A 20,623-nucleotide genomic window follows, 5' to 3' on the forward strand; every position below is an offset into this window, starting at 1 on the left:
TAAACTTTTCTTGACATAATTATAATAGATTAGTATTCTATTCATTGTCGCGAGATGATACAACTAAATTAAATGAGCTATACCATTTTGAATAAATTAAACTATACCAATTTAGAAAGGCTTAATTATTATGTGTGGAATTGTTGGAGTAATTGGAAATAATAATACAACTGATATCTTATTAAATGGATTGGAAAAACTTGAATACCGTGGTTATGATTCAGCAGGTATTTATGTTAATAATCAAAAAGGCAAAGACTTCTTAGTTAAGGAAGTTGGTAAAATAAGCGAATTGGAAAATGCCGTTTCAAGCGATGTTCAAGGCGTTGTTGGAATTGGACATACAAGATGGGCAACACACGGTAAGCCAACGATTGAAAATGCTCATCCTCATTTTTCAGAAGATAATCGTTTTTACTTAGTTCATAACGGTGTCATTACTAATTATGAAGAATTAAAAAATAAATATTTATCAGATTTTACTTTTAAAAGTCAAACTGATACTGAAGTAGCTGTTCAATTAGTAGATTACTTTGCTAAACAAGGTATGGATGGTGAAAGTGCTTTTAGAAAAGCTCTGACCTTGATTGAGGGTTCATATGCTTTTGCAATGATTGATAAAGAGCAACCTGATAGAATCTTTGTTGCTAAAAACAAGAGTCCATTGTTGATTGGTTTGGGTGACGGTTCAAATGTTATTTGTTCCGATGCCATGGCCATGCTTGATCAAACACATAAGTTTGTTGAAATCCATGATGGCGAAGTTGTTATCCTCAAGAAGGATTCAGTTGAAATCAGTAAAATTGATGGTACAAAGGTTCAAAGAGATCCTTACACAGTCAATATTGATGCTAGTGATATTTCTAAAGGAACTTATGATCATTACATGTTGAAGGAAATTGATGAACAGCCTAATGTTATGAGAAAAATTTCTCAAAATTACATTAATGACGATGGCACCTTGAAAGTTGATAAAGACTTGTTAACAGAATTGAAAAAGGCTGATCGACTTTATATCGTCGCTGCAGGTACTAGTTACCATGCCGGTCTAGTTGGTAGAAATATTTTTGAACAACTAGCTGATATTCCTGTTGACGTTGAATTAGGAAGTGAATTTGGTTATCATATGCCAAAACTTTCAAAGCATCCTTTCTTTATTTTCCTTTCACAAAGTGGGGAAACAGCCGATAGTCGTCAAGTCTTAGTTAAGGTAAACGAAATGAAGTTGCCAAGCTTGACGATGACTAACGTTGCCAAATCAACACTTTCTAGAGAATCTGATTTCACAATGGAATTGTTGGCGGGTCCTGAGATTGCAGTTGCTTCTACGAAAGCTTATACAGCTCAGATTGCAGTTGAAGCAGTTTTGGCTAAGGCCTTGGGTGAAGCTAAAGGATTGGAAAGCGCTAAGAATTTCAATTTAAAGAAACAACTAGCTTTGGCTGCTAATGGCATTCAAACAATTGTCGATGAAAAAGAAAAAATCAAGGAATTGGCTGCTGATTATTTAACAGATCAATCAGATGCTTTCTATATTGGTCGAGGAATTGATTACGCCTTATCACTTGAAGCAGCATTGAAACTCAAGGAAATCTCTTACATCCACGCTGAGGGCTTTGCAGCCGGTGAATTGAAGCACGGAACAATTGCCTTGATTGAAAAAGGTACACCAGTCTTTGCTTTCGTAAATGACGGGATCGGTGCTAGTCATACACGTGGTAATATTCAAGAAGTTGAAGCTCGTGGAGCACATGTTTTGGTAATTGCCAATCAGAAATACGCTGAAGCAGGGGACCAAATAATTATTCCCGAAATTGATGAATTGATATCACCAATTATTAGCGTCGTACCAGCTCAATTGATTGCTTACTATGCTAGTTTGGCTCGAGGAAATGATGTTGATAAACCTCGTAATCTTGCAAAAAGTGTGACAGTAGAGTAGCCTATTTTTACATAATGGATATATAATAGTCTTCGTAATGAAGGCTATTTTTTATTATAAAAATTCAAAGATTGGTGGTTTTATGAGGAATAAAAAATTAAATTTGTTCTCAACAGTTATGTTTGGACTCAGCGCAATTATTGGGTCTGGATGGATGTTTGGTTCTAGTCAGGCAGCACAAATAGCTGGGCCTGCGGCAATTATTGCTTGGATCGTGGGAGCACTTTTAGTAGCAATGATTGCGATGGTTTATGTTGAAATTGGTACGATGTTTCCTGAAGAGGGGGCAATGAGTCGATTCACAATGTACACTCACGGTTCGTTGTTGGGACACATCTTTTCTTGGGCCAACTGGATATCGCTTTTAGCTATTTTACCGATTGAAGCCGTAGCTTCAGTACAGTATATGAGTACTTGGCCTTGGGAATGGGCCAATTGGACGCATGATTTCATGAGTGGTGGTCAGTTGAGTCCTCAAGGAATTATGATGGCTACAGTTATGCTTTTTATCTTTACCTTTATTAATTATTGGTCAGTAACAATTATGGCAAAATTCAATAACTTCATATCTGTTTTGAAAGTTATTGTGCCAATTATTACAATGATAGTTTTAGTAACAGCACATTTTGATTTTAATAATATGGGAAGTTCCTTTAGTGAATTTATGCCAAATGGAACCTCATCAATCTTTGTTGCTATTGGTAGTGCGGGAATTATTTACTCTTACGTAGACTTTCAAACGGTGATCAATTTGAGTAATGATATAAAAAAGCCCTCAGTCAATATTTAAAGTGCAACACAAAAGTTAGACAAAATTGAATATTGTTAAGCTGATAAGGCATGTTCCCTGTATTCGCGGGGAGTCATGCCTTTTGTTTTTCTTGAGATGCGTCGATTGTTAAACCAATCGATGTACTCCTTAGAAAGTTTCCTAAATTCTTTCATATCTTTACAAGGTGGAAATCCATTGAGACATTCTGTTTTGAATAGATGAAAGAAACTTTCGATTGGCGCATTGTCGAGACAATTTCCTTTGCGAGACATGCTCTGTATAAATCCATCTTCAGAAAGCCTATCAGTATAATAATTTAGTTGATAATGCCAGCCTTGATCTGAATGTATCACTGGGTTGCTTCCTTTAGGTATAACTGTCGTTAATTCATTTAATGTATCCATAATTAATTTACTATTGGGACTATTACTTACTTGGAACGCTAGAACTTCTTTGCTTGCCTCGTCGGTAATTGCGGAAACATAAGCCCATTCGTTATCCCTTAAACGAACTTGTGTGACATCTGTATGCAGGACTTTAAAGGGCTCAGTTTCATTAAACTGTTGATGTAAAATGTTGTGTGCGACCTTTCCAACAGTTCCTTTATATGAGGAATACTTTCCATTTTTATGACGATTATAAAGATTTACTTGAACATTTAACTCATTCATCAAGCGACGAGCTACGGCATCTGCTATGTGAATATCTAGTTTAATTAATCCTTCTTGTACGCGACGATAACCGTAGGTTAGGCGTCCACGACATTTTCCACTTTCAGTAATTTTTAATATTTCAGTTTTTATATCTTTGTACTTATCTACATGATTTTTGATACGTTTACGCTCATCATGGTAAGTGGCCTTTTTAAGTCCAATGGCCTTAAGAATATCGCCTATCTTATACCGTTCTGCTTTTGGAAGAGACTCTTGTTCTACCCTGATCTGATCAACTATTTGTGTTTTTTTGCGTCCTTTGAAGTTCCGAACAGGGTCATTGATTTTTTTAAAATATCATTCTCCAACTTTGTGTCATATAATTCTTGATTCTTCTTTGCGAGTTCCTCGCGAAGTTGATCTAATTCATTCTTGTTTATTAAATGACGTAATTTCTTTTTATCATTTTTCACTTTGGATTTTCTGCCTTTCGGATGAGACTTCAAGGCTTCTATGCCATGTTTATTGAATGCCGTTCTCCAGGAACTAATCTGACACTTGTTAACATCAAATCTGGCGGATACTTCAGCTAAAGTTTCATCATGAGTTTGATAGTAGTTTATCACATCAATTTTAAATTCAGCTGAAAAGCTCCGTTTAGTTTTTTTTCGCTTAAGCGAGTCTACGCCGCTTAAGCGATATTTTTGAATCCAGAAACTGACTTGCCGTTTAGGTAAATTATGTTTCTCTGAGAGACTTTGCATGCTGGTTCTACCTTGGAGGTATTCACCAACAACCTCTGCCTTTAATTTTGAACTGTATTTAACCATATAAAAAGCGCTCCATAACTGTTAGATTTCTTGTCTAACAATTATGAAGCACTTTATATTCGTAGAGGGATAATTTTATCGCTATTGATAAGTGCTTTGATTTACATTGCCTTGCAGATTGTCTTTATTGGTGCTTTGCCACAGTCAATTATTAGTGGCGGCTGGTCAAAGATTAGTTTCAATTCACCGTTTGCTGATTTGGCAATACTTTTAAATATCTACTGGTTATCTACACTGGTTTACTTTACAGCCTTTATTTCACCAGTTGGTAGTGGAATTGCTTTCGCTTCTTCGGCAAGTAAATCATTATCTTCTATGCCGAAAAATAAGCATTTGCCATTGTTCTTAAGTAATTCAAATAATAAGTACAATTCACCACGAATTGCTTTGTTTGTCGATTTGTTGGTCAGCTTTATTCTGATTTTGCTATTTAAAAACTGGTCATTATTGTCACGTGTCGTGGCAGCTTCAACTCTGATTTCTTTGCTTTCAGGTCCAGTTGTAGCTGGTAGTTTACGTAAAATGGGTCCTAATTTGAGGAGACCGACAAAGATTAAGGGGATGAATATCCTAGCACCAGTTGTTTTTGATTTAATAAGTTTGGCGATTTATTGGGCTATGTTCCCAACGACGGTTGAAGTTATCGTGATTATCATTGTCGGCTTGCCAATTTATTTCGTCTATGATTTTCGTCGTGGATTTAAAGAATTTAAACAAAAATTGTATGCCAGTCTTTGGCTAATAGTTCACTTGTTTGGCTTATCACTGATCTCATGGATCGGTGGCTCAGCTTTTGGTGGAATGAATCTGATTAAGTATCCTTTGGATTTCGTTGTTATTTTAATCTTTTCAACGTTCATGTACTTTTGGGCAATTCATTCATTGTATTATTCTGGTTATTTCGATGATGCTAAGGAAATCAATTCAACTGTCAAGCTGGATGAAGATTAATGAATAATCGTTCAAAGAATAAGCAAAAATGGTTCTGGGGAGTTGTTATAGCGATAGAATTGGTCTTATTTTACAGTTCTTCGATGACTTATAAAGAGCAAACTTCAGTACCATTTCTAGAAAAATATTTTAAGAATCAACCATTTCATGATTTATTATCAAAGATTGGTTTTAATTACAGTGGCAAGTACCAATCAGTGGCAAATGATGGCTATTTTAAATTTGTGGAATTTATTATTCGCAAAGGTGCACATTTTAGTATTTATTTGTTATTAGGATTGTTCTTGTGTTTAGCTTTAAATATATATTTTAAGAAGAATATTTTCTTGAAAGTTTTCGTACCATGGATGACAGCGACTGGTTTAGCTGCTTTTGATGAGTTCCATCAGGGACTGACTGGAGGAAGAACACCATTAGTCGATGATGTTATTTTGGACAGTTCTGGAGCTTTGGTAGGTAGCTTAATTGCAATTTTAATTCTTTATTTACTCTATCGTCATAAGTCCAAAAAAGAATTATTTACTATGTAAAGAGATAACGGCAGATAATCACAATATATGATTGTCTGCCGTTATATTACTTTGAATGAAGAAAAAAGTTTCGCATTTGAGGTTTATTTAGCTTAGTAATATTGAAATACCAGTCTTAGTTTGATAAAATTATATGCGGTTTACAATAATCATGAAAGAAGGAAACAGAAATGTCAGGACATTCAAAATGGCATAACATCCAAGGTAGAAAAAATGCCCAAGATGCAAAACGTGGTAAAATCTTCCAAAAGCTGTCTCGTGAATTATACATGGCAGCTAAATCGGGTGGTGCCGATCCTAACGATAATGCTGCCCTTCGTTTAATAGTAGATAAAGCTCGTGCAGCTAACATGCCAAAGGATAACATCAAGCGTGCTTTGGATAAAGCTGAAGGTGGCAGTGAAGAACATTATGATGAAGTTACATACGAAGGCTATGCTCCAGGTGGAGTTGCAGTATTAGTTGAAGCTTTGACAGATAACAAAAACAGAACTGCATCTGCCGTACGTGTTGCATTTACTCGTAATGGAGGAAGCTTAGGTTCAAGTGGTTCAGTTTCATATATGTTTGATCGTAAAGGATATCTTGTCTTAGATCGTACTAAGAATAGTCAAGATGAAGATACTGTTTTGATGGATATTATGGATTTAGGTGCAGATGATTTACAAACATCTGATGATGCTTATGAAATCTACACAGAAGCTAAGGATTTTACAGCCGTTCGTGATGGTTTGATTGAAAAGGGCTATGAAGTTGCTGATGCTGAATTAAAGATGATTCCTCAAAACACTACACCAGTGCCGGAAGATAAGAAAGAACAATTTGAACATATGATTGATCAACTCGAAGACGATGAGGATGTTTCAGAAGTTTACACTGCTGCTGCAGATGATGACGACGAAGAATAGATTCTTATTAATGAGTTAATAAAAGACCGTAGATTAATAATCTACGGTCTTTTTTTGGGTTCTGTAGCATTATTCAAAATATCATTTTGCATTAGTTTGTCATAATTGCTTTGCATTTTAATGAGATTTTGTTTATATGATTTGGAATAAACAATAGCGAAAAGGGTATTCAATAAGTATTCAAAGGTCATTTGTGAGGCGAAAGTACTGACTTTAAAAACATCGAATTCGTTTTGAACGATTGTAATATTTTGATCAGCATAGTCAATCAATTTGCTATTGGGATTGCCTGTGATCAAAAGTGTGGGGACATCCTGTTTTTTTAAAAATTTAAGTAATTTAAGATAATTTGAATTATTGCCTGTATAGGAGAGAAAAATGGCTAAATCGTTCTTATCAAGATTAATAGCACTCCAGGATTCATCGCTGTATTCTTCGGCGATAATAGCAAATTTGTTTATCTTAACCAGTTTACTCTGGAGACTTCGAGCTCTAATTTGAGTATCGCCGATGGCAAAGAGAACTAGCCGCTTACTGTCAATAATCATTTTTGCACTTGAGATTAACTCTTCTTCATTTACTTGAATTAAGGTGCGCTTAATAGCGTTAATGGTTAAATCCGAAATATTCTTAGCAATATTTATTGCTGAATCATCAGGCGAAAAAGGGAAGTTAGCATCGATATCGTTTAGTTGAGTGATATTTTGTTGAACATCATTAGATATAGCTTGTCGCATGGCTTTAAATCCTGAATAATTGAATTTTTTAGCCAAACGAACTATGGCTGAATGCGAGGTATAGGTCTTGGAAGCTAGAGTTTGAATTGACATAGTTGAAACAGCTTCTAAATTTTTTTTAATATATTGAACGATTCTTTTTTCGTTGTCGGTTAAATCTGTAATATGAGTCATTTTGTCGGTAAAAAGCATTTTATACCTTCCTTTTTGAACAGGATGTTCAAGAAAATATCCGTTTAATTAATATCTTTGTTCATTGTGACCACTTTTTTTCAAAAGGGTTTCTAAAAACTTTGATAGCAAGTAAAGTTTGATTATAGAAGTTTGGAGGAATTATTTATGAAAAAAATGACGGTTGCTTATATTGGTAATGGAAAAAGCGCTAATCGTTATCATTTACCATTTTCACTCAAATTGAATAATATCAAGGTTAAAACAATTTATGCTCGTCATATCGAACATGATATTTGGAAAGAAATTCCTGGTATTAAATATACAACAGATATCAATGATATTTATCAGGATCAAGAAATTGATTTGGTAGTTTTATCGGTTCCCGCAGCGGCACACTACCAATTAGCCAAAGACGTATTGAATCATGGGAAAAATGTTCTAGTTGAGAAGCCCTTTACAGAAACAGAAGCTCAAGCTAAAGAGCTTTTCAAACTGGCAGATGATTTAGGTTTACTAATTCAATGTTATCAGAATCGTCGTTATGATTCAGATTTTTTGACGGTTCAGAAAGTGATTGAGAGTAATAAATTGGGTGACATCTTGGAAGTAGAATCAGCCTATGATTATTTTCGCCCATACGTACCAGAAAATGAGAAGGAGTTCTCTATTGGTCATAGTTATTTGTATGGTCATGCTTGTCATACCCTAGATCAAGTTATTTCTTACTTTGGTAAAGCAGACAGTGTTCATTATGATGTAAGACAATTGTTAGGCAAGGGCAGAATGAACGATTATTTTGATATTGATATGTATTATGGCGTTATGAAGGTGTCAGTCAAATCAAGTTATTTCAGATTGGTACCTCGTCCAAGCTTTACTATCTATGGGAAAAAGGGTGTTTTTGTAAAAGAAACGATGGATCGACAAGAAATTGATTTGAAGCATTTTTATATGCCTGATCATGCTGATTTTGGAATTGATCGCCCCAAAGATTATGGAACATTGACTTATCTAGATGACAATAATAATTATCATCAGGAAAAAGTGGTTTCCGAAATTGGAGATTATAGTCGAGTTTATCAAGGGTTGTATAACGCCATTATCAAAGGACAACCTAAGACAGTAAAGGATTCAGAGACTATCTATCAAATGCATTTGTTAGAAAACGGTATTAAACAAATTACTTCAGAAGGGGAAGATTAATAATGAAATTAGCTATTTTAGGAGCTGGAATGATTGTGAAAGACTTTTTATCAATGATTCACGATATTCCCGAGATAGAATTAACTGCCATTATGGGGACGCCAAATGATTTAGAAAGAATGCAAGAATTTCAAAAAGAAAACCAGATCGGCAAAATTTATACAGATATTGCTGAGTGTTTAAAAGATCCAGAAGTAGACACAGTTTATGTGGCGCTACCTAACTTTTTACATTATAAATTTGCCAAATTAGCTTTAGAAGCTGGGAAAAATGTTATTTGTGAGAAGCCCTTTACCTTGAATACTTTTCAATTAGAAGAATTATCCAATCTTGCTCAAACTAAGAAGTTGATTTTGGTTGAAGCAATCACCAATCAATATTTGAATAATTATCGGAGTTTAAAAAGTGATCTATCAAAGTTAGGATCATTAAAAGTTATTGAATGCAACTATTCACAATATTCACATCGTTATGATGCCTTTTTGGCTGGTACAATTTTACCAGCGTTTGATCCTAAAAAGGGTGGTGGCGCTTTGATGGATTTGAACATCTATAATATTCATTTTATCGTTGGATTATTGGGTGCACCAAAAACGGTCCATTATTACGCCAATGTCAGTCGAGGAATCGACACCTCAGGTGTTTTAGTCTTAGAATATCCAGAAGTTAAAGTCGTATGTATTGCAGCTAAGGATTGTTCAGCTGAAGTCACCTCGACTATTCAAGGCAATTTAGGTTCAATAGTGGTTGATGAACCAACAAATGTATTAGATAATTATGAAATTCATTTAAATGGTGAAAGTGCACAAGTAGTGGATAACAAAGCGCATAGTCATCGAATGTATGAGGAATTCGTTACTTTTAATAAAATGATAGAACAACATGATCTGATTGAAGCACAAAAACGAATGAAACACAGTCTGGACGTTATGAAAGTAGTCGATTCTGCTCTCAGTGATTCAGGAATTAAATTAGGTTAAAGTAAATGCTCACGTTATTGAAAACATCAATTAATGTGAGCATTTTTGTTATTTAAAAATTATAAGTAATATTGTGTTTCCTCTTTGCGTAATTTTTAAACGAAAGGGGGTATTTTATGACTGCTGAATCAATGGTTAATAATCTATTAACCGAAGCATGTATCAATCAGATCTCAGATATCTATTTTTTTCCGCGTGATAACTTTTATCATATCGAAGCTAGTAATGCTTTACAAAGTTATAACGTAGCGGATTTAACCAATGATGAAAGTTTTGCTATTATGAATTTTTTGAAATTTAATGGAGGGTTGGATGTTTCAGAACGACGGCGATCACAAAAGGGAGCCTTTAATTTCATCTATCAGAATAAGAATATTTTTATTAGAATTTCCGCAGTAGGAGATTTTAAAAATCGTGAATCTATGGTAGTACGACTGATTTATCCACAGGAATATAACACACCAATTGATGAGGGGATTTTGGAGAAATTGCGACCTGTCTCGCAAAAAAAAGGCATGATGTTATTTGCCGGTCCAATGGGTTCGGGCAAGACGTCCTTAATGTATTCGTTGAGTCGGAGATTATCTGCTACTAAAAAAGTGATGTGTATTGAAGATCCCATTGAGATTGTCGAGGATGATTTTTTGCAATTACAAGTAAACGACGATGCAGGGATGACCTATGAAGAATTAATCAAAACTAGCTTACGACATCGACCAGAAGTACTGATTATTGGTGAGATCCGTGATAAAAATACCGCTAAACAAGCAATACAGGCTGCCTTGTGTGGCTATACGGTCATGTCAACTATCCATGGAAAATCAAAGTATTCTGTTTTGCAACGTCTGAGACAATTTGGAATTGAAGATGTTGAGATTATAAATGCCGTAAATTTTATTTCCTATCAACGATTAGTACCAGTTTTTGATAATTTGGAATTATTTTTGGATTCGATGGAAATATCGGAGATAAAGAAATATTTAGCTGATGGATTGCCTGATGAACAATGGCAACAATTATTGAAAAATGCATATCAAGCGGGACAAATTAATGAAGAAACTTATCAAGAATATCTTTCCTAAAAAAATTACTAATGGCAAGAAATCGGAACATTTGTTGACGATAAGCAAACTCTTAAAAAATGGATTTTCACTAAGTGATGCAATTAACTGTTTGCGTCTGTTGGATGATGATCAGAGAATCTTTTTTAAAATTTATCAAGATCTCTGTCAGGGAAAAATGATTTCACAAGCTTTGTTACATCTTGATTTGCCAACAGTTATTTCCAATCAATTAATTATCGCTCAAAATCACGGAAAATTAGCTCAGGCATTAGAACAGACGGGGCAATTGATTCAAAGTCAGGTCAAGCAAAAGAATAAATTAAAAGAACTGTTAATTTATCCTTGTTTCATCTTGTCATTTTTGATTGTGATGTTGGTTGCCATGAAGGTTTATATTGTGCCACAATTGGCAATTTCTGATAGTGGTAAAATGATTGATCTTTTTCTAGGAGCAATTCTGGGAGTGATTTTAAGTGTGTTCGTAGCGTCTTTGTTATTCATAGCGTTTCTTAAACGAAAGGATGAATACAAAAGAGCAATAATACTTGTGAAATTACCTATTGTTGGCAAAATATATCTCAATTTTTTACAATTTTTAATTTTGCAGGGGTGGGGGATGCAATTAGCCAATGGGATGAATTTATTCGACATTTGTGAAGTTAGTAAACAGTTTCAAGTTGGATCGGTTCAACGTCATTTGGCCGAAAAATTTACGAATGATTTAGTCCGTGGAAAAAGTTTTGTAGATTTGATAAAGCAAGAACCACTTTTACCAAAACAATTGTTAGTTATTTTTCAGGCTGGAGAAAGTGGGACTGCTTTGGCGCAGGATTTATTAGTGATGTCTGAATTGAAATTTGATGAGACCCAGCGAGGTTTAAAGAAGATGTTGGGCTTGATTCAACCAATATTATTTGGCGTAATTGCCATTGTGATCGTCGTGACTTATTTAATAGTTCTACTACCTACTTATGGAATGATGAAAGGAATTTCGTGATGAAAAAAATCAGAAAAGGTTTTACCCTAATTGAAATGGTAATCGTATTGTTTATTATTTCATTGTTACTTTTAATTATGATTCCTAATTTAACGGAGCAGAAAAATAATGCCAACAAGAGATCTGATGAAGCCTTGCAAACGACTGTAATAAATCAGGCAGAATTGTATTCTGAAACTCATGATGGCGACTTTTCTTTGGATGATTTAGAGGATACAGGTTACATAACTGGCAATCAGAAAAAGAAACTGAAGGGTCAATATTTGAAGAAAGATGATACCGGCAAATGGATACTAGAAAAGGATTCATGATCTTAGAAACAGTAATTGGTTTGATGATTGTCTGTAGTTTGATAACTATTTCGGTGATAAATTTCAATAATTATCGAGCTCATGTTGAGGAAAAGCAGGCCTTGGAGTGGTTTAAAGGATCGTTTAAGAATACGATGAATTACGCTTATTTGAATAATAAATCGGCTTCAATGAAAGTCGAAGCTAATCGGATTGACTTTTTATATACTGATATTCATGGTAAAAGAATCGATCATAAAAAGAAATTTCCTAAAACACTTACAATAGTTAATGCACCGGTTGATTACTTTATTGGTAGGTCAGGTCAATCGGGTCCAAGAACGGTAATAATTCATTCAAAGTTATCAAATGAAGACTATAAATATGTGATTCAATTGGGCTGGGGTGAGATTGTTGAGTCAAAAACGTAATGGTTTTATTCTATTTGAATCTCTTACAGCATTGATTATTTCGGTCTCAGTAATTTTTACTTTGACACTTTGTGTAACGGAGCAGTTTAAATTAATTGATAAATGGGAACAACGAGTCAATGCGCATAAAATAATCTTGCTTTATCTAGAAGGTCAAGACGTAAGTAGAAAGATAGTAATTAAGAATAGAGTATATTACTTCAGTCAGACACAGAATAAATATCAAGTGATGGTAAACAAAAATGTCTATCAAATTGAAAAATAACGTCCGTCATAAGGGTTTCATGTTGTATGAATCAATTGTCGCTTTGATGGTGACAATATTAACAATTAGCGTGTTGCAACAATCCTTACAATTAATGAAATCGATTCAAAATACAACTTTTAGAGAACAATTACGGTGGCATATTACTCAAGAAAAATTACAATCAATGTTAGACGATGCTTACGAGATTCGTAAGATAACTTCCAGCCAAATAATTTTTTCTAAGACAAAACTATTAGATAAAAAACATCCTGTTTTTGTACTAAGTATTCGTGAAGACAAGGGAACCTATGATAGAATGTTACGGATAACAACAGCAACCAATGGTGGTCATGAACCAATTCTAATGCACCAAAGGGAAATTAAGATTGAAAAAATCTCAAATTTGGTTATTATTACAACAGTGAACCAAGCTGGTGAAAAGTCCGAAATGTACTTAACATTGAAAGAGAAAAGCCATGATGAGCAATCAAAAACGTAGCGGAATGGTCTTAATAAATAGTATATTAATAATAATGGTCGCAATTATGATCGTAGGATATACTAATAAGTTGATTGGTGAACAAATCTCAGGATACCAGCAATTAGATGAGATTTATTTACGGCAGATCGACAAAAAAATTCATAAAAGTAATAAAATAGCTGTTGAGGATTGAGGAATCCTTGAATAAAATCGTTTCCAACGTTAAAATTTTATTATTAGGCAAAGAGGTTAACCATGTCAGAAAAAGATATGCAAACATATTTTGATAAGATAAATCAAGCTAATGCTTTATTAAAGGAGTCATTGAGAGTCGATAATATTGAGTCGCTTGCAGAAACATTAACGAATATTTCCGATGGAAAAGTTTATGTGGAAAATGATGTTCCAGATAAAGAGACCGTGGGGAAGTTAGAGAAAATCTATCAAGAAATGAAAGATTTAAATCTAACACCGTTACAATTAAAACAAGCAATTACAGTTTCAATTATTAAAGCTCAAAAGGACGACAAGACTGAAGTTAATAAACTGATGACTCCGGATGCGATTGGCTTGATAACTAGCTTAATTGCTTATGAGGTACTAAATGTTCAAAATAAGAAGAAAGTGAATATAGTTGATCCGACTGTTGGAACAGGTAACTTGTTGATTGAAGTCATTGAACAATTGAATATGACTGATAAATTTACTATCAATGCTGCTGCACTAGATAATGATGATGCCTTGGTTTCTTTGACAAAGTCGTTTAGTGAGGTAATGAATTTGAATCTCGATGCCTATCACCAAGATAGCGTGGCTGATTGGGACATTACTGATATTGATCTAGCAGTGGCTGATTTACCAGTTGGCTATTATCCAATTGATGATAATGCGCGCAATTTTAAGACTAAATCAGACAAGGGTCATTCCTATACTCACCACTTATTGATTGAACAAACTATGAATAATTTAAATGACGGTGGAATCGGTATATTCGTTGTACCTTCACAGATTTTCCAGACTGATCAAGCTAAGAAGCTATCTGAATGGATGGTCTCCAGTGTTTATTTGCAAGCTGTGTTAGATTTGCCAGCAAGCTTATTTGCATCGAAGGAAGCACAAAAGGCAGTCGTAGTTTTACAAAAGCATGGTGGCAACGCCAAGCAAGTTGGAAATGTTTTGATGGGCACAATACCAGATACCAATAACCCAAAGTTGTTTGAGGGATTTAAAGACCAGTTACAAGACTGGGCAAAAAATTTTAAAGGTTAGGTGAGATTAAATGTCTAAAATCATGGCCGTTAATTCTGGTAGCTCTACATTGAAGTGGAAACTATATACAGTACCTGATGAAAAAGTTATTGCTAAAGGGATGGTAGATCGTTTAGGTTTATCTGATTCAGTTTTTGAAGTCCAATATAATGGCAAGAAAATTAGTGAAGTGGGAGATATTCCTAATCACACGACAGCTGTTAATAAAATGCTCGATAAATTAATTGATTTGAAAATCATTGATGACTATAAAGAGATTAATGGCGTTGGTCATCGAGTTGTCGCTGGAGGCAGTATTTTTAAAGATTCAGCCATTGTGACGCCTCGTGTAATTCAACAGATTAAGAATCTTTCCGAATTTGCACCACTGCATAATCCAGGACAAGCAGCCGGAATTGAAGCATTTGAGAAGATCTTGCCTGATGTTCCTCAAGTTGCCGTATTCGATACGTCGTTTCACCAAACAATGGACCCAGTCAATTATCTCTATAGTATTCCTTATGAATATTATGAAAAATATGGTGTTCGTAAATTTGGAGCTCACGGAACTAGTCATCGTTATGTTTCACAAGCAGCAGCTGATTATTTACAGAAGCCATTGGCTGACTTAAAAATAATTTCTTGTCATCTTGGTAGTGGAGCTTCAATCGACGCGATTGAAGATGGAAAATCAGTTGATACTTCAATGGGATTCACACCACTTGCTGGTATTACTATGAGTACACGTTCAGGTGATATTGATCCATCATTGGTCGCTTACTTGATGCAAAAGATGAAGATCACCGATCCTAATGAAATGGTAAAAATTTTAAATACGAAGTCTGGTCTATTAGGTATATCTGGGGTTTCACCGGATATGCGCGATTTGCTTGCAACCAGAAAAGAAAATCATCGTTCAGATTTGGCTATTAAAATTTATATCAATCGAATTGTTAAGTATATTGGTTCATACATTGCTACTTTAGGTGGAGCCGATGTCTTGATTTTCACTGCCGGTACAGGCGCTAAAAATGCTGAAATTCGTGCCGATATTGTTAATAGATTTAATTATCGTGGCATAAAGATTGATAAAGAGGCCAATGAAAATGGTAAAGGAACTCGTTTAATCAGTACTAAGGATTCCACGACAGATGTTTTAGTCGTACCAACTGATGAAGAGTTAATGATCGTTCGTGATGTAGTTAGATTAACTAAATATAGTGATTAGAGTAAAAGATATTTTTCAATTAAATTTAATCAAATGGCATCTATTTGAAATGCACAAGTATCTGTGTATTCGAATAGGTGCCTTTTTCTTTGGAAAAATTTATTTGATCAAAATATTCTAACTTTTTTATGTTAAAAACTAGATTATAAATTTTGAAAATAATGCAATGTAAGCCTTTACTTTTAATGATTTACTGTTATATTAAAAGTGTAGAGAACGAAAACGATTTGGAATGGAGGTTCACTTATTATGACAAGAAAAGCCTACATGATCGGTACTGGGGTTGGTAACTTAGCCGCTGGTATCTATTTAATTCGTGATGGTGGTTTTAATGGCGATCAGATTACAATGATGGGTCTTGAAGATCATGGTGCTAACGATGGTGCCGCGGTTAAAGATTACGAAAATGAATATGGTAATCAAGCTTTGTCTAACAGCAAAGGTTACTTAGCCAAAGGTGGAAGAATGCTCAATGAAGAGACATTTGAAAATCTTTGGGATGTTTTACGTTCGGTACCATCTTTGGATAATCCTGGTCAAACAGTCACTGATGATATTTTGAACTTTGATCACGCACATCCAACACATGATGTGGGACGCCTGATCGACAGTGATGGTCCACGTGTCAAACCTAATAAAGACAATTACAAGCATATGCAATTTGACAATAAAGATCGTTATTTATTGTCGAAGTTAATGTTGATGCCTGAAAAGGACGAAGAAAAGTTAAACAATATTAGTATTGCTGAATGGTTTGCAAGCAGTCCCCATTTCTTCACAACTAATTTCTGGTACATGTGGCAAACGACTTTTGCTTTCAAACGTGCTAGTTCAGCCGTTGAATTACGTCGTTATATGAATCGAATGATATTGGAATTCAGTCGGATCAACACTTTGGAAGGTGTTACTAGAAGTCCTTATAATCAATTCGAAAGCATTATCTTACCAATGCGTAAGTATTTGGAAGATCGTGGCGTAACATTCATCAACAACCGTAAGGTTACTGATTTGGAATTTAAAGATACACCACTTCAAGACGATATAGTCGTTACAGGTTTGAAATATGAAGAAGTTGATAACGACAATAAAGAGGGACATATTGACATTGAAGAAAACGATTTAGTGTTTGATACTAATGGGTCAATCACCGACAGTTCTTCGATTGGCGACTTGAATACACCATTCAAGGAAAATATGGACTACGCTCCAAGCGCTTTGCTTTGGAAGAAGGCAGCTGAGAAATTCTATTCACTGGGTAATCCAGACAAATTCTTTGGCGACCGTACCCAAAGTGAGTGGGTCAGCTTTACAGTTACAACTAATAGTCATTTCTTGGTCAATGAGATTTCTAGAATCACTGAACAAGAACCCGGAAATGCTTTGAACACATGGATCAACAGTACACCACTATTGTCAATCGTTGTTCATCATCAACCACATTTCAAGGCACAAAAGACTAATGAATCAACCTTCTGGGGCTACTTCATGTACCCAAGAAGAAATGGTGATTATGTTCAAAAACCCGTTATGGAAATGACAGGTAAAGAAATGCTTGAAGAATTGTTGGGTCATTTGGCCGAAGTAGACCCAAGCAAAGATAATATTAAGAATCATACTCAAGAGATCATGGATAGTATTGTCAATGTAATTCCAGTTTACTTGCCATATGCTAGTGCTATGTTTAATCAAAGAGCAGTTGGCGACCGTCCTGATGTCGTACCAAAGCACAGTAAGAACTTGGCCTTCATCAGTCAATTCTGTGAACAACCATTTGATATGGTCTTTACAGAACAATATTCATTCCGCGCAGCACAGCGGGCAGTATATACACTATTGAATATTCCTTTGTCAGAAATGACACCAATGCATCATTATGAAAAAGATCCTAAAGTCATGGCACGTGCTACTAAGACTATGTTTAGATAAGTATCAAAAAAAGCAGGAGCGAGCTTTTTACGCTCAATAGAAAATAATGAATTTTCACAATAGGGACTGAATTTGATTTCAGCCCCTTTTTGTAGCGTTAAAAGGGTTAAATAGGATACTTTGTGAATAAATTTTCACAATAAAATATTAGTCAATTTAAATTAATATATAAATTTTTTTAACATAAAACAGACTGGGTGTTGATATATCAACGTGAATACGTTTACATTGGCTTTTTGCGATAATTTGCTTGAACAATATTCACACAGTGATAGTATAGAACGTGAATTAGTTAACAAATAAATGCTTTTTAAAATCTTGGAGGTAATCAGATGGTGAAAGGTTCCAAAGATACAAAAGTTTCTGTAAAAACAGACAAAAAAGAAGAAGTAAAACCAGTTATTGATGCAATGGTCGTGAAAGCTCACAAGGCCTTGGATATCATGGACAGTTTTACACAAGAACAAGTGGATCACATCGTACATCAAATGGCAATTGCCGGTTTAAATGCAAGTTTCGAGTTAGCAAAGTTAGCTTATAAAGAAACTGGTCGTGGTGTGGTTGAAGATAAAGTTATCAAGAATATGTATTCTACTGAAGAAATTTGGCATTCAATCAAACGTGATAAAACTGTTGGTATTATTGAAAATGATAAGGAACATCGCTTAATTAAAGTTGCTGAACCACTAGGTGTTTTAGCTGGTGTAACTCCAGTTACTAATCCAACTTCTACAGCAATGTTCAAGTCGTTGATTGCTATGAAGACACGTAATCCAATTATTTTTGGATTTCATCCCCAAGCTCAAGAGTCATCAGTCGCCGCAGCAAAGGTTATGTTAAAAGCTGCTGTTGACGCAGGTGCTCCTGAGGGTGTTATCCAATGGATCAAGAAACCAAGTATTGAAGCTACATCATATTTGATGAACAACGATGGTGTCGCCAGTGTCTTGGCTACTGGTGGTCCGGGAATGGTTAAGGCCGCTTATTCAACTGGTAAACCAGCTTTAGGTGTTGGTCCTGGTAATGGTCCCGCATATATTGAAAAAACTGCTAATATTAAACGTGCTGTTAACGATATTGTATTGTCAAAGACTTTTGATAATGGTATGGTTTGTGCTTCTGAAAATAGTGCCATCGTTGATGCCGATATTTATGATGAAGTTAAATCATTATTCGAAAAGAATAAAATTTTCTTCATTAAGAAATCAGAGTACAAGCAGCTAGCTGAAGCAATGTTTAGACCAGAAGGTGGAGTTAAAGGTCCGATTGCTGGTAAATCAGCTGTAGAGATTGCTAAACTTGCTGGAATCAAAGTTCCTAGTGACACTAAGGTCTTAGGGGTTGAGATTTCAAAGGTTGGACCAGATGAGCCACTTTCAGCTGAAAAACTTTCACCAGTTCTTTCCGTTTATAAAGTTGCTGGACATAAAGAAGGTTTTGAAAAAGCTGACGAGTTGCTTCACTTCGGTGGATTAGGCCATACTGTTGGTATTCATACTATGGATGAAGATTTGGCTACCGAATTTGGTATTAAGATGAAAGCTAGCCGTGTTCTAGTTAATACTCCTGCTGCCATTGGTGGTATTGGTAATCTTTACAATGAAATGATTCCATCACTTACACTTGGTACTGGTTCATGGGGGAAGAATTCTATTTCTCATAATGTATCCTCATTTGATTTGCTTAATATTAAGACAATCGCAAAACGGAGAAATAACATGCAATGGATTAAACAACCAAGAGTTTACTTTGAAAAGACTTCAGTTCGCTACTTAGAAGATCTTGAAGGAATGAAGAGAGCCTTTATTGTATGTGATCCTATCATGGTTCAATTAGGCTTTGTCGATACGATTACTGATGAGTTGAAGCGCAGCAAAGTACATGTTGAGTACTCAATGTTCTCAGATGTTGATAGTATCGTAACTACTGATGTTGTAAAACGTGGTGTTACTCAAATGAACTTGTTCAAGCCTGATACAATTATTGCTTTGGGTGGCGGAACAACTATGGATACTGCTAAAGATATGTGGCTATTCTATGAACATCCTGATGTTGATTTGTTTGGAGCTAAGCAAGGTTTCATTGATATTAGAAAACGTACTTACAAATTCCCTAAGCCTGAAAAAGCACAATTCGTTGCCATTCCAACAACTTATGGTACTGGCGCAGAAGTTACACCATTCAGTTCAATCATCGACACTAAGACAGGAACGAAGTATCCAATCGCCGATTATGCTTTGACACCTGATGTTGCTATCATTGATTCTCAATTCGTTGAAACAATGCCAAAGAGTATTATTCCTGAATCTGGTATGGATATTTTGAACAACGCTATTGAATCATATGTTGCTAATATGGCGTCTGACTATACAAGACCTTATGCACTTCAAGCTATTAAATTAGTCTTTGACAATCTTGAAAAGGCAGCTGCAGGTGATAAAAACGCACAAGCTGAAATGCACAATGCTTCAACACTTGCCGGTATGTCATTCGGCAATGCTTTTGCTGGAGTCGGTCATTCAATTACTGACGCTTTGACAAATGCTTATGGTATCAGACATGGATTAGCTTCAATTATTGCTTTGCCACAAGTAATTAACTACAATTTTGAACAACCAACAAAGATCACTATGTGGCCTAAGTATGAGAGTTTCAGAGCTGATTCAGATTACGCCAATATTGCTAGATACATTGGTTTGACTGGTGAAAATGATCGTGCATTGAAAGATGCTTTAGTTAAGAAAATTATTGATCTCGCACATGCACTTGGTATCAAACTAAGTCTAAAGGATAACTATATTGATAAAAAAGAATTTGATGAAAAATTGGATAGCTTATCAGAAGCAGCCTTTGGAGATCAATTCTCATTTACAAATCCAAAAGAACCATTGATTTCAGAATTAAAACAAGTTCTTGAAAATATGTATGTTGGAAAAGGAATTGAAAAATAATTATTTTATAAGGTTGAAGAGAGTGGAACATAATATGTTCAGCTTTTAGTAAATAGGGCAAGGCAATCGTACTTTGATTG

General features: G+C 35.0%; 21 protein-coding genes. 18 read left to right on the plus strand and 3 right to left on the minus strand.

The window, feature by feature from the left end; genetic code table 11:
* The first annotated feature begins 130 nt into the window (after positions 1 to 130).
* The gene (glmS, locus tag LA20249_RS00490; RefSeq protein ID WP_057738404.1) at positions 131 to 1,942 is read left to right on the plus strand and encodes a glutamine--fructose-6-phosphate transaminase (isomerizing); all 1,812 of its coding nucleotides are present in this window, start codon (positions 131 to 133) and stop codon (positions 1,940 to 1,942) included.
* Between the two features lie 82 nt (positions 1,943 to 2,024).
* Positions 2,025 to 2,732, plus strand: coding sequence for an APC family permease (locus LA20249_RS00495; RefSeq protein ID WP_235806748.1), 708 nt, complete (start codon positions 2,025 to 2,027; stop codon positions 2,730 to 2,732).
* Between the two features lie 35 nt (positions 2,733 to 2,767).
* Here LA20249_RS00495 and LA20249_RS00500 read toward each other — a convergent pair whose 3' ends face one another.
* Together LA20249_RS00500 and LA20249_RS00505 are read right to left on the minus strand one after the other, a co-directional pair.
* On the minus strand, positions 2,768 to 3,712 hold the full coding sequence (locus LA20249_RS00500) for an IS3 family transposase (protein ID WP_335583113.1): 945 nt from the start codon (positions 3,710 to 3,712) through the stop codon (positions 2,768 to 2,770).
* Positions 3,664 to 4,197, minus strand: coding sequence for a helix-turn-helix domain-containing protein (locus LA20249_RS00505; RefSeq protein WP_101836851.1), 534 nt, complete (start codon positions 4,195 to 4,197; stop codon positions 3,664 to 3,666). The genes LA20249_RS00500 and LA20249_RS00505 overlap by 49 nt, the downstream gene beginning before the upstream one ends.
* 30 nt (positions 4,198 to 4,227) lie before the next feature.
* Between LA20249_RS00505 and LA20249_RS00510 the strand changes: the two genes are divergently transcribed.
* The 3 genes from LA20249_RS00510 to LA20249_RS00520 all read left to right on the plus strand — a co-directional run bounded on the left by LA20249_RS00510 (position 4,228) and on the right by LA20249_RS00520 (position 6,586).
* The gene (locus LA20249_RS00510) at positions 4,228 to 5,148 is read left to right on the plus strand and encodes an APC family permease (RefSeq protein WP_235806741.1); all 921 of its coding nucleotides are present in this window, start codon (positions 4,228 to 4,230) and stop codon (positions 5,146 to 5,148) included.
* Positions 5,148 to 5,678, plus strand: a complete 531-nt coding sequence (locus tag LA20249_RS00515; protein WP_057737954.1) for a VanZ family protein — start codon at positions 5,148 to 5,150, stop codon at positions 5,676 to 5,678. The genes LA20249_RS00510 and LA20249_RS00515 overlap by 1 nt, the downstream gene beginning before the upstream one ends.
* A gap of 170 nt (positions 5,679 to 5,848) precedes the next feature.
* The gene (locus LA20249_RS00520) at positions 5,849 to 6,586 is read left to right on the plus strand and encodes a YebC/PmpR family DNA-binding transcriptional regulator (RefSeq protein WP_057737952.1); all 738 of its coding nucleotides are present in this window, start codon (positions 5,849 to 5,851) and stop codon (positions 6,584 to 6,586) included.
* Positions 6,587 to 6,627: 41 nt separating this feature from the next.
* Here LA20249_RS00520 and LA20249_RS00525 read toward each other — a convergent pair whose 3' ends face one another.
* Positions 6,628 to 7,515 (minus strand): MurR/RpiR family transcriptional regulator, encoded by an 888-nt coding sequence (locus LA20249_RS00525; RefSeq protein WP_057737950.1) that lies wholly within the window; start codon positions 7,513 to 7,515, stop codon positions 6,628 to 6,630.
* 147 nt (positions 7,516 to 7,662) lie between these two features.
* Between LA20249_RS00525 and LA20249_RS00530 the strand changes: the two genes are divergently transcribed.
* The 13 genes from LA20249_RS00530 to adhE all read left to right on the plus strand — a co-directional run bounded on the left by LA20249_RS00530 (position 7,663) and on the right by adhE (position 20,543).
* Positions 7,663 to 8,700 carry a Gfo/Idh/MocA family oxidoreductase gene (locus tag LA20249_RS00530; protein ID WP_235806740.1) on the plus strand — a complete coding sequence of 346 codons (1,038 nt, stop codon included), beginning with the start codon at positions 7,663 to 7,665 and terminating at the stop codon, positions 8,698 to 8,700.
* A 2-nt stretch (positions 8,701 to 8,702) separates the two neighbouring features.
* Positions 8,703 to 9,680 (plus strand): Gfo/Idh/MocA family protein, encoded by a 978-nt coding sequence (locus tag LA20249_RS00535; protein WP_057737947.1) that lies wholly within the window; start codon positions 8,703 to 8,705, stop codon positions 9,678 to 9,680.
* A gap of 116 nt (positions 9,681 to 9,796) precedes the next feature.
* Positions 9,797 to 10,762, plus strand: coding sequence for a competence type IV pilus ATPase ComGA (gene comGA, locus LA20249_RS00540; protein ID WP_057737945.1), 966 nt, complete (start codon positions 9,797 to 9,799; stop codon positions 10,760 to 10,762).
* Positions 10,731 to 11,741 (plus strand): type II secretion system F family protein, encoded by a 1,011-nt coding sequence (locus LA20249_RS00545; RefSeq protein ID WP_057737943.1) that lies wholly within the window; start codon positions 10,731 to 10,733, stop codon positions 11,739 to 11,741. Before comGA ends, LA20249_RS00545 begins: the two co-directional genes overlap by 32 nt.
* Positions 11,741 to 12,052 (plus strand): competence type IV pilus major pilin ComGC, encoded by a 312-nt coding sequence (gene comGC, locus LA20249_RS00550; RefSeq protein ID WP_057737941.1) that lies wholly within the window; start codon positions 11,741 to 11,743, stop codon positions 12,050 to 12,052. The genes LA20249_RS00545 and comGC overlap by 1 nt, the downstream gene beginning before the upstream one ends.
* On the plus strand, positions 12,028 to 12,462 hold the full coding sequence (locus tag LA20249_RS00555) for a hypothetical protein (RefSeq protein ID WP_146983821.1): 435 nt from the start codon (positions 12,028 to 12,030) through the stop codon (positions 12,460 to 12,462). Before comGC ends, LA20249_RS00555 begins: the two co-directional genes overlap by 25 nt.
* Positions 12,446 to 12,727 carry a hypothetical protein gene (locus tag LA20249_RS00560; protein WP_057737937.1) on the plus strand — a complete coding sequence of 94 codons (282 nt, stop codon included), beginning with the start codon at positions 12,446 to 12,448 and terminating at the stop codon, positions 12,725 to 12,727. Before LA20249_RS00555 ends, LA20249_RS00560 begins: the two co-directional genes overlap by 17 nt.
* The gene (locus LA20249_RS00565) at positions 12,705 to 13,208 is read left to right on the plus strand and encodes a competence type IV pilus minor pilin ComGF (protein ID WP_057737934.1); all 504 of its coding nucleotides are present in this window, start codon (positions 12,705 to 12,707) and stop codon (positions 13,206 to 13,208) included. The genes LA20249_RS00560 and LA20249_RS00565 overlap by 23 nt, the downstream gene beginning before the upstream one ends.
* Positions 13,189 to 13,383, plus strand: a complete 195-nt coding sequence (locus LA20249_RS00570) for a hypothetical protein (protein WP_057737932.1) — start codon at positions 13,189 to 13,191, stop codon at positions 13,381 to 13,383. The genes LA20249_RS00565 and LA20249_RS00570 overlap by 20 nt, the downstream gene beginning before the upstream one ends.
* Before the next feature lie 62 nt (positions 13,384 to 13,445).
* The gene (locus LA20249_RS00575) at positions 13,446 to 14,459 is read left to right on the plus strand and encodes a class I SAM-dependent methyltransferase (protein WP_057737930.1); all 1,014 of its coding nucleotides are present in this window, start codon (positions 13,446 to 13,448) and stop codon (positions 14,457 to 14,459) included.
* Between the two features lie 10 nt (positions 14,460 to 14,469).
* On the plus strand, positions 14,470 to 15,666 hold the full coding sequence (locus LA20249_RS00580) for an acetate/propionate family kinase (protein ID WP_057737928.1): 1,197 nt from the start codon (positions 14,470 to 14,472) through the stop codon (positions 15,664 to 15,666).
* A 249-nt stretch (positions 15,667 to 15,915) separates the two neighbouring features.
* Positions 15,916 to 17,592 carry an oleate hydratase gene (locus tag LA20249_RS00585; RefSeq protein ID WP_057737925.1) on the plus strand — a complete coding sequence of 559 codons (1,677 nt, stop codon included), beginning with the start codon at positions 15,916 to 15,918 and terminating at the stop codon, positions 17,590 to 17,592.
* 332 nt (positions 17,593 to 17,924) lie between these two features.
* Entirely contained in the window at positions 17,925 to 20,543 is a 2,619-nt protein-coding gene (adhE, locus tag LA20249_RS00590) for a bifunctional acetaldehyde-CoA/alcohol dehydrogenase (RefSeq protein ID WP_057737923.1), read from the plus strand.
* Positions 20,544 to 20,623: the final 80 nt, after the last annotated feature.

The sequence above is a fragment of the Companilactobacillus alimentarius DSM 20249 genome (assembly GCF_002849895.1).
Classification (GTDB): domain Bacteria; phylum Bacillota; class Bacilli; order Lactobacillales; family Lactobacillaceae; genus Companilactobacillus; species Companilactobacillus alimentarius.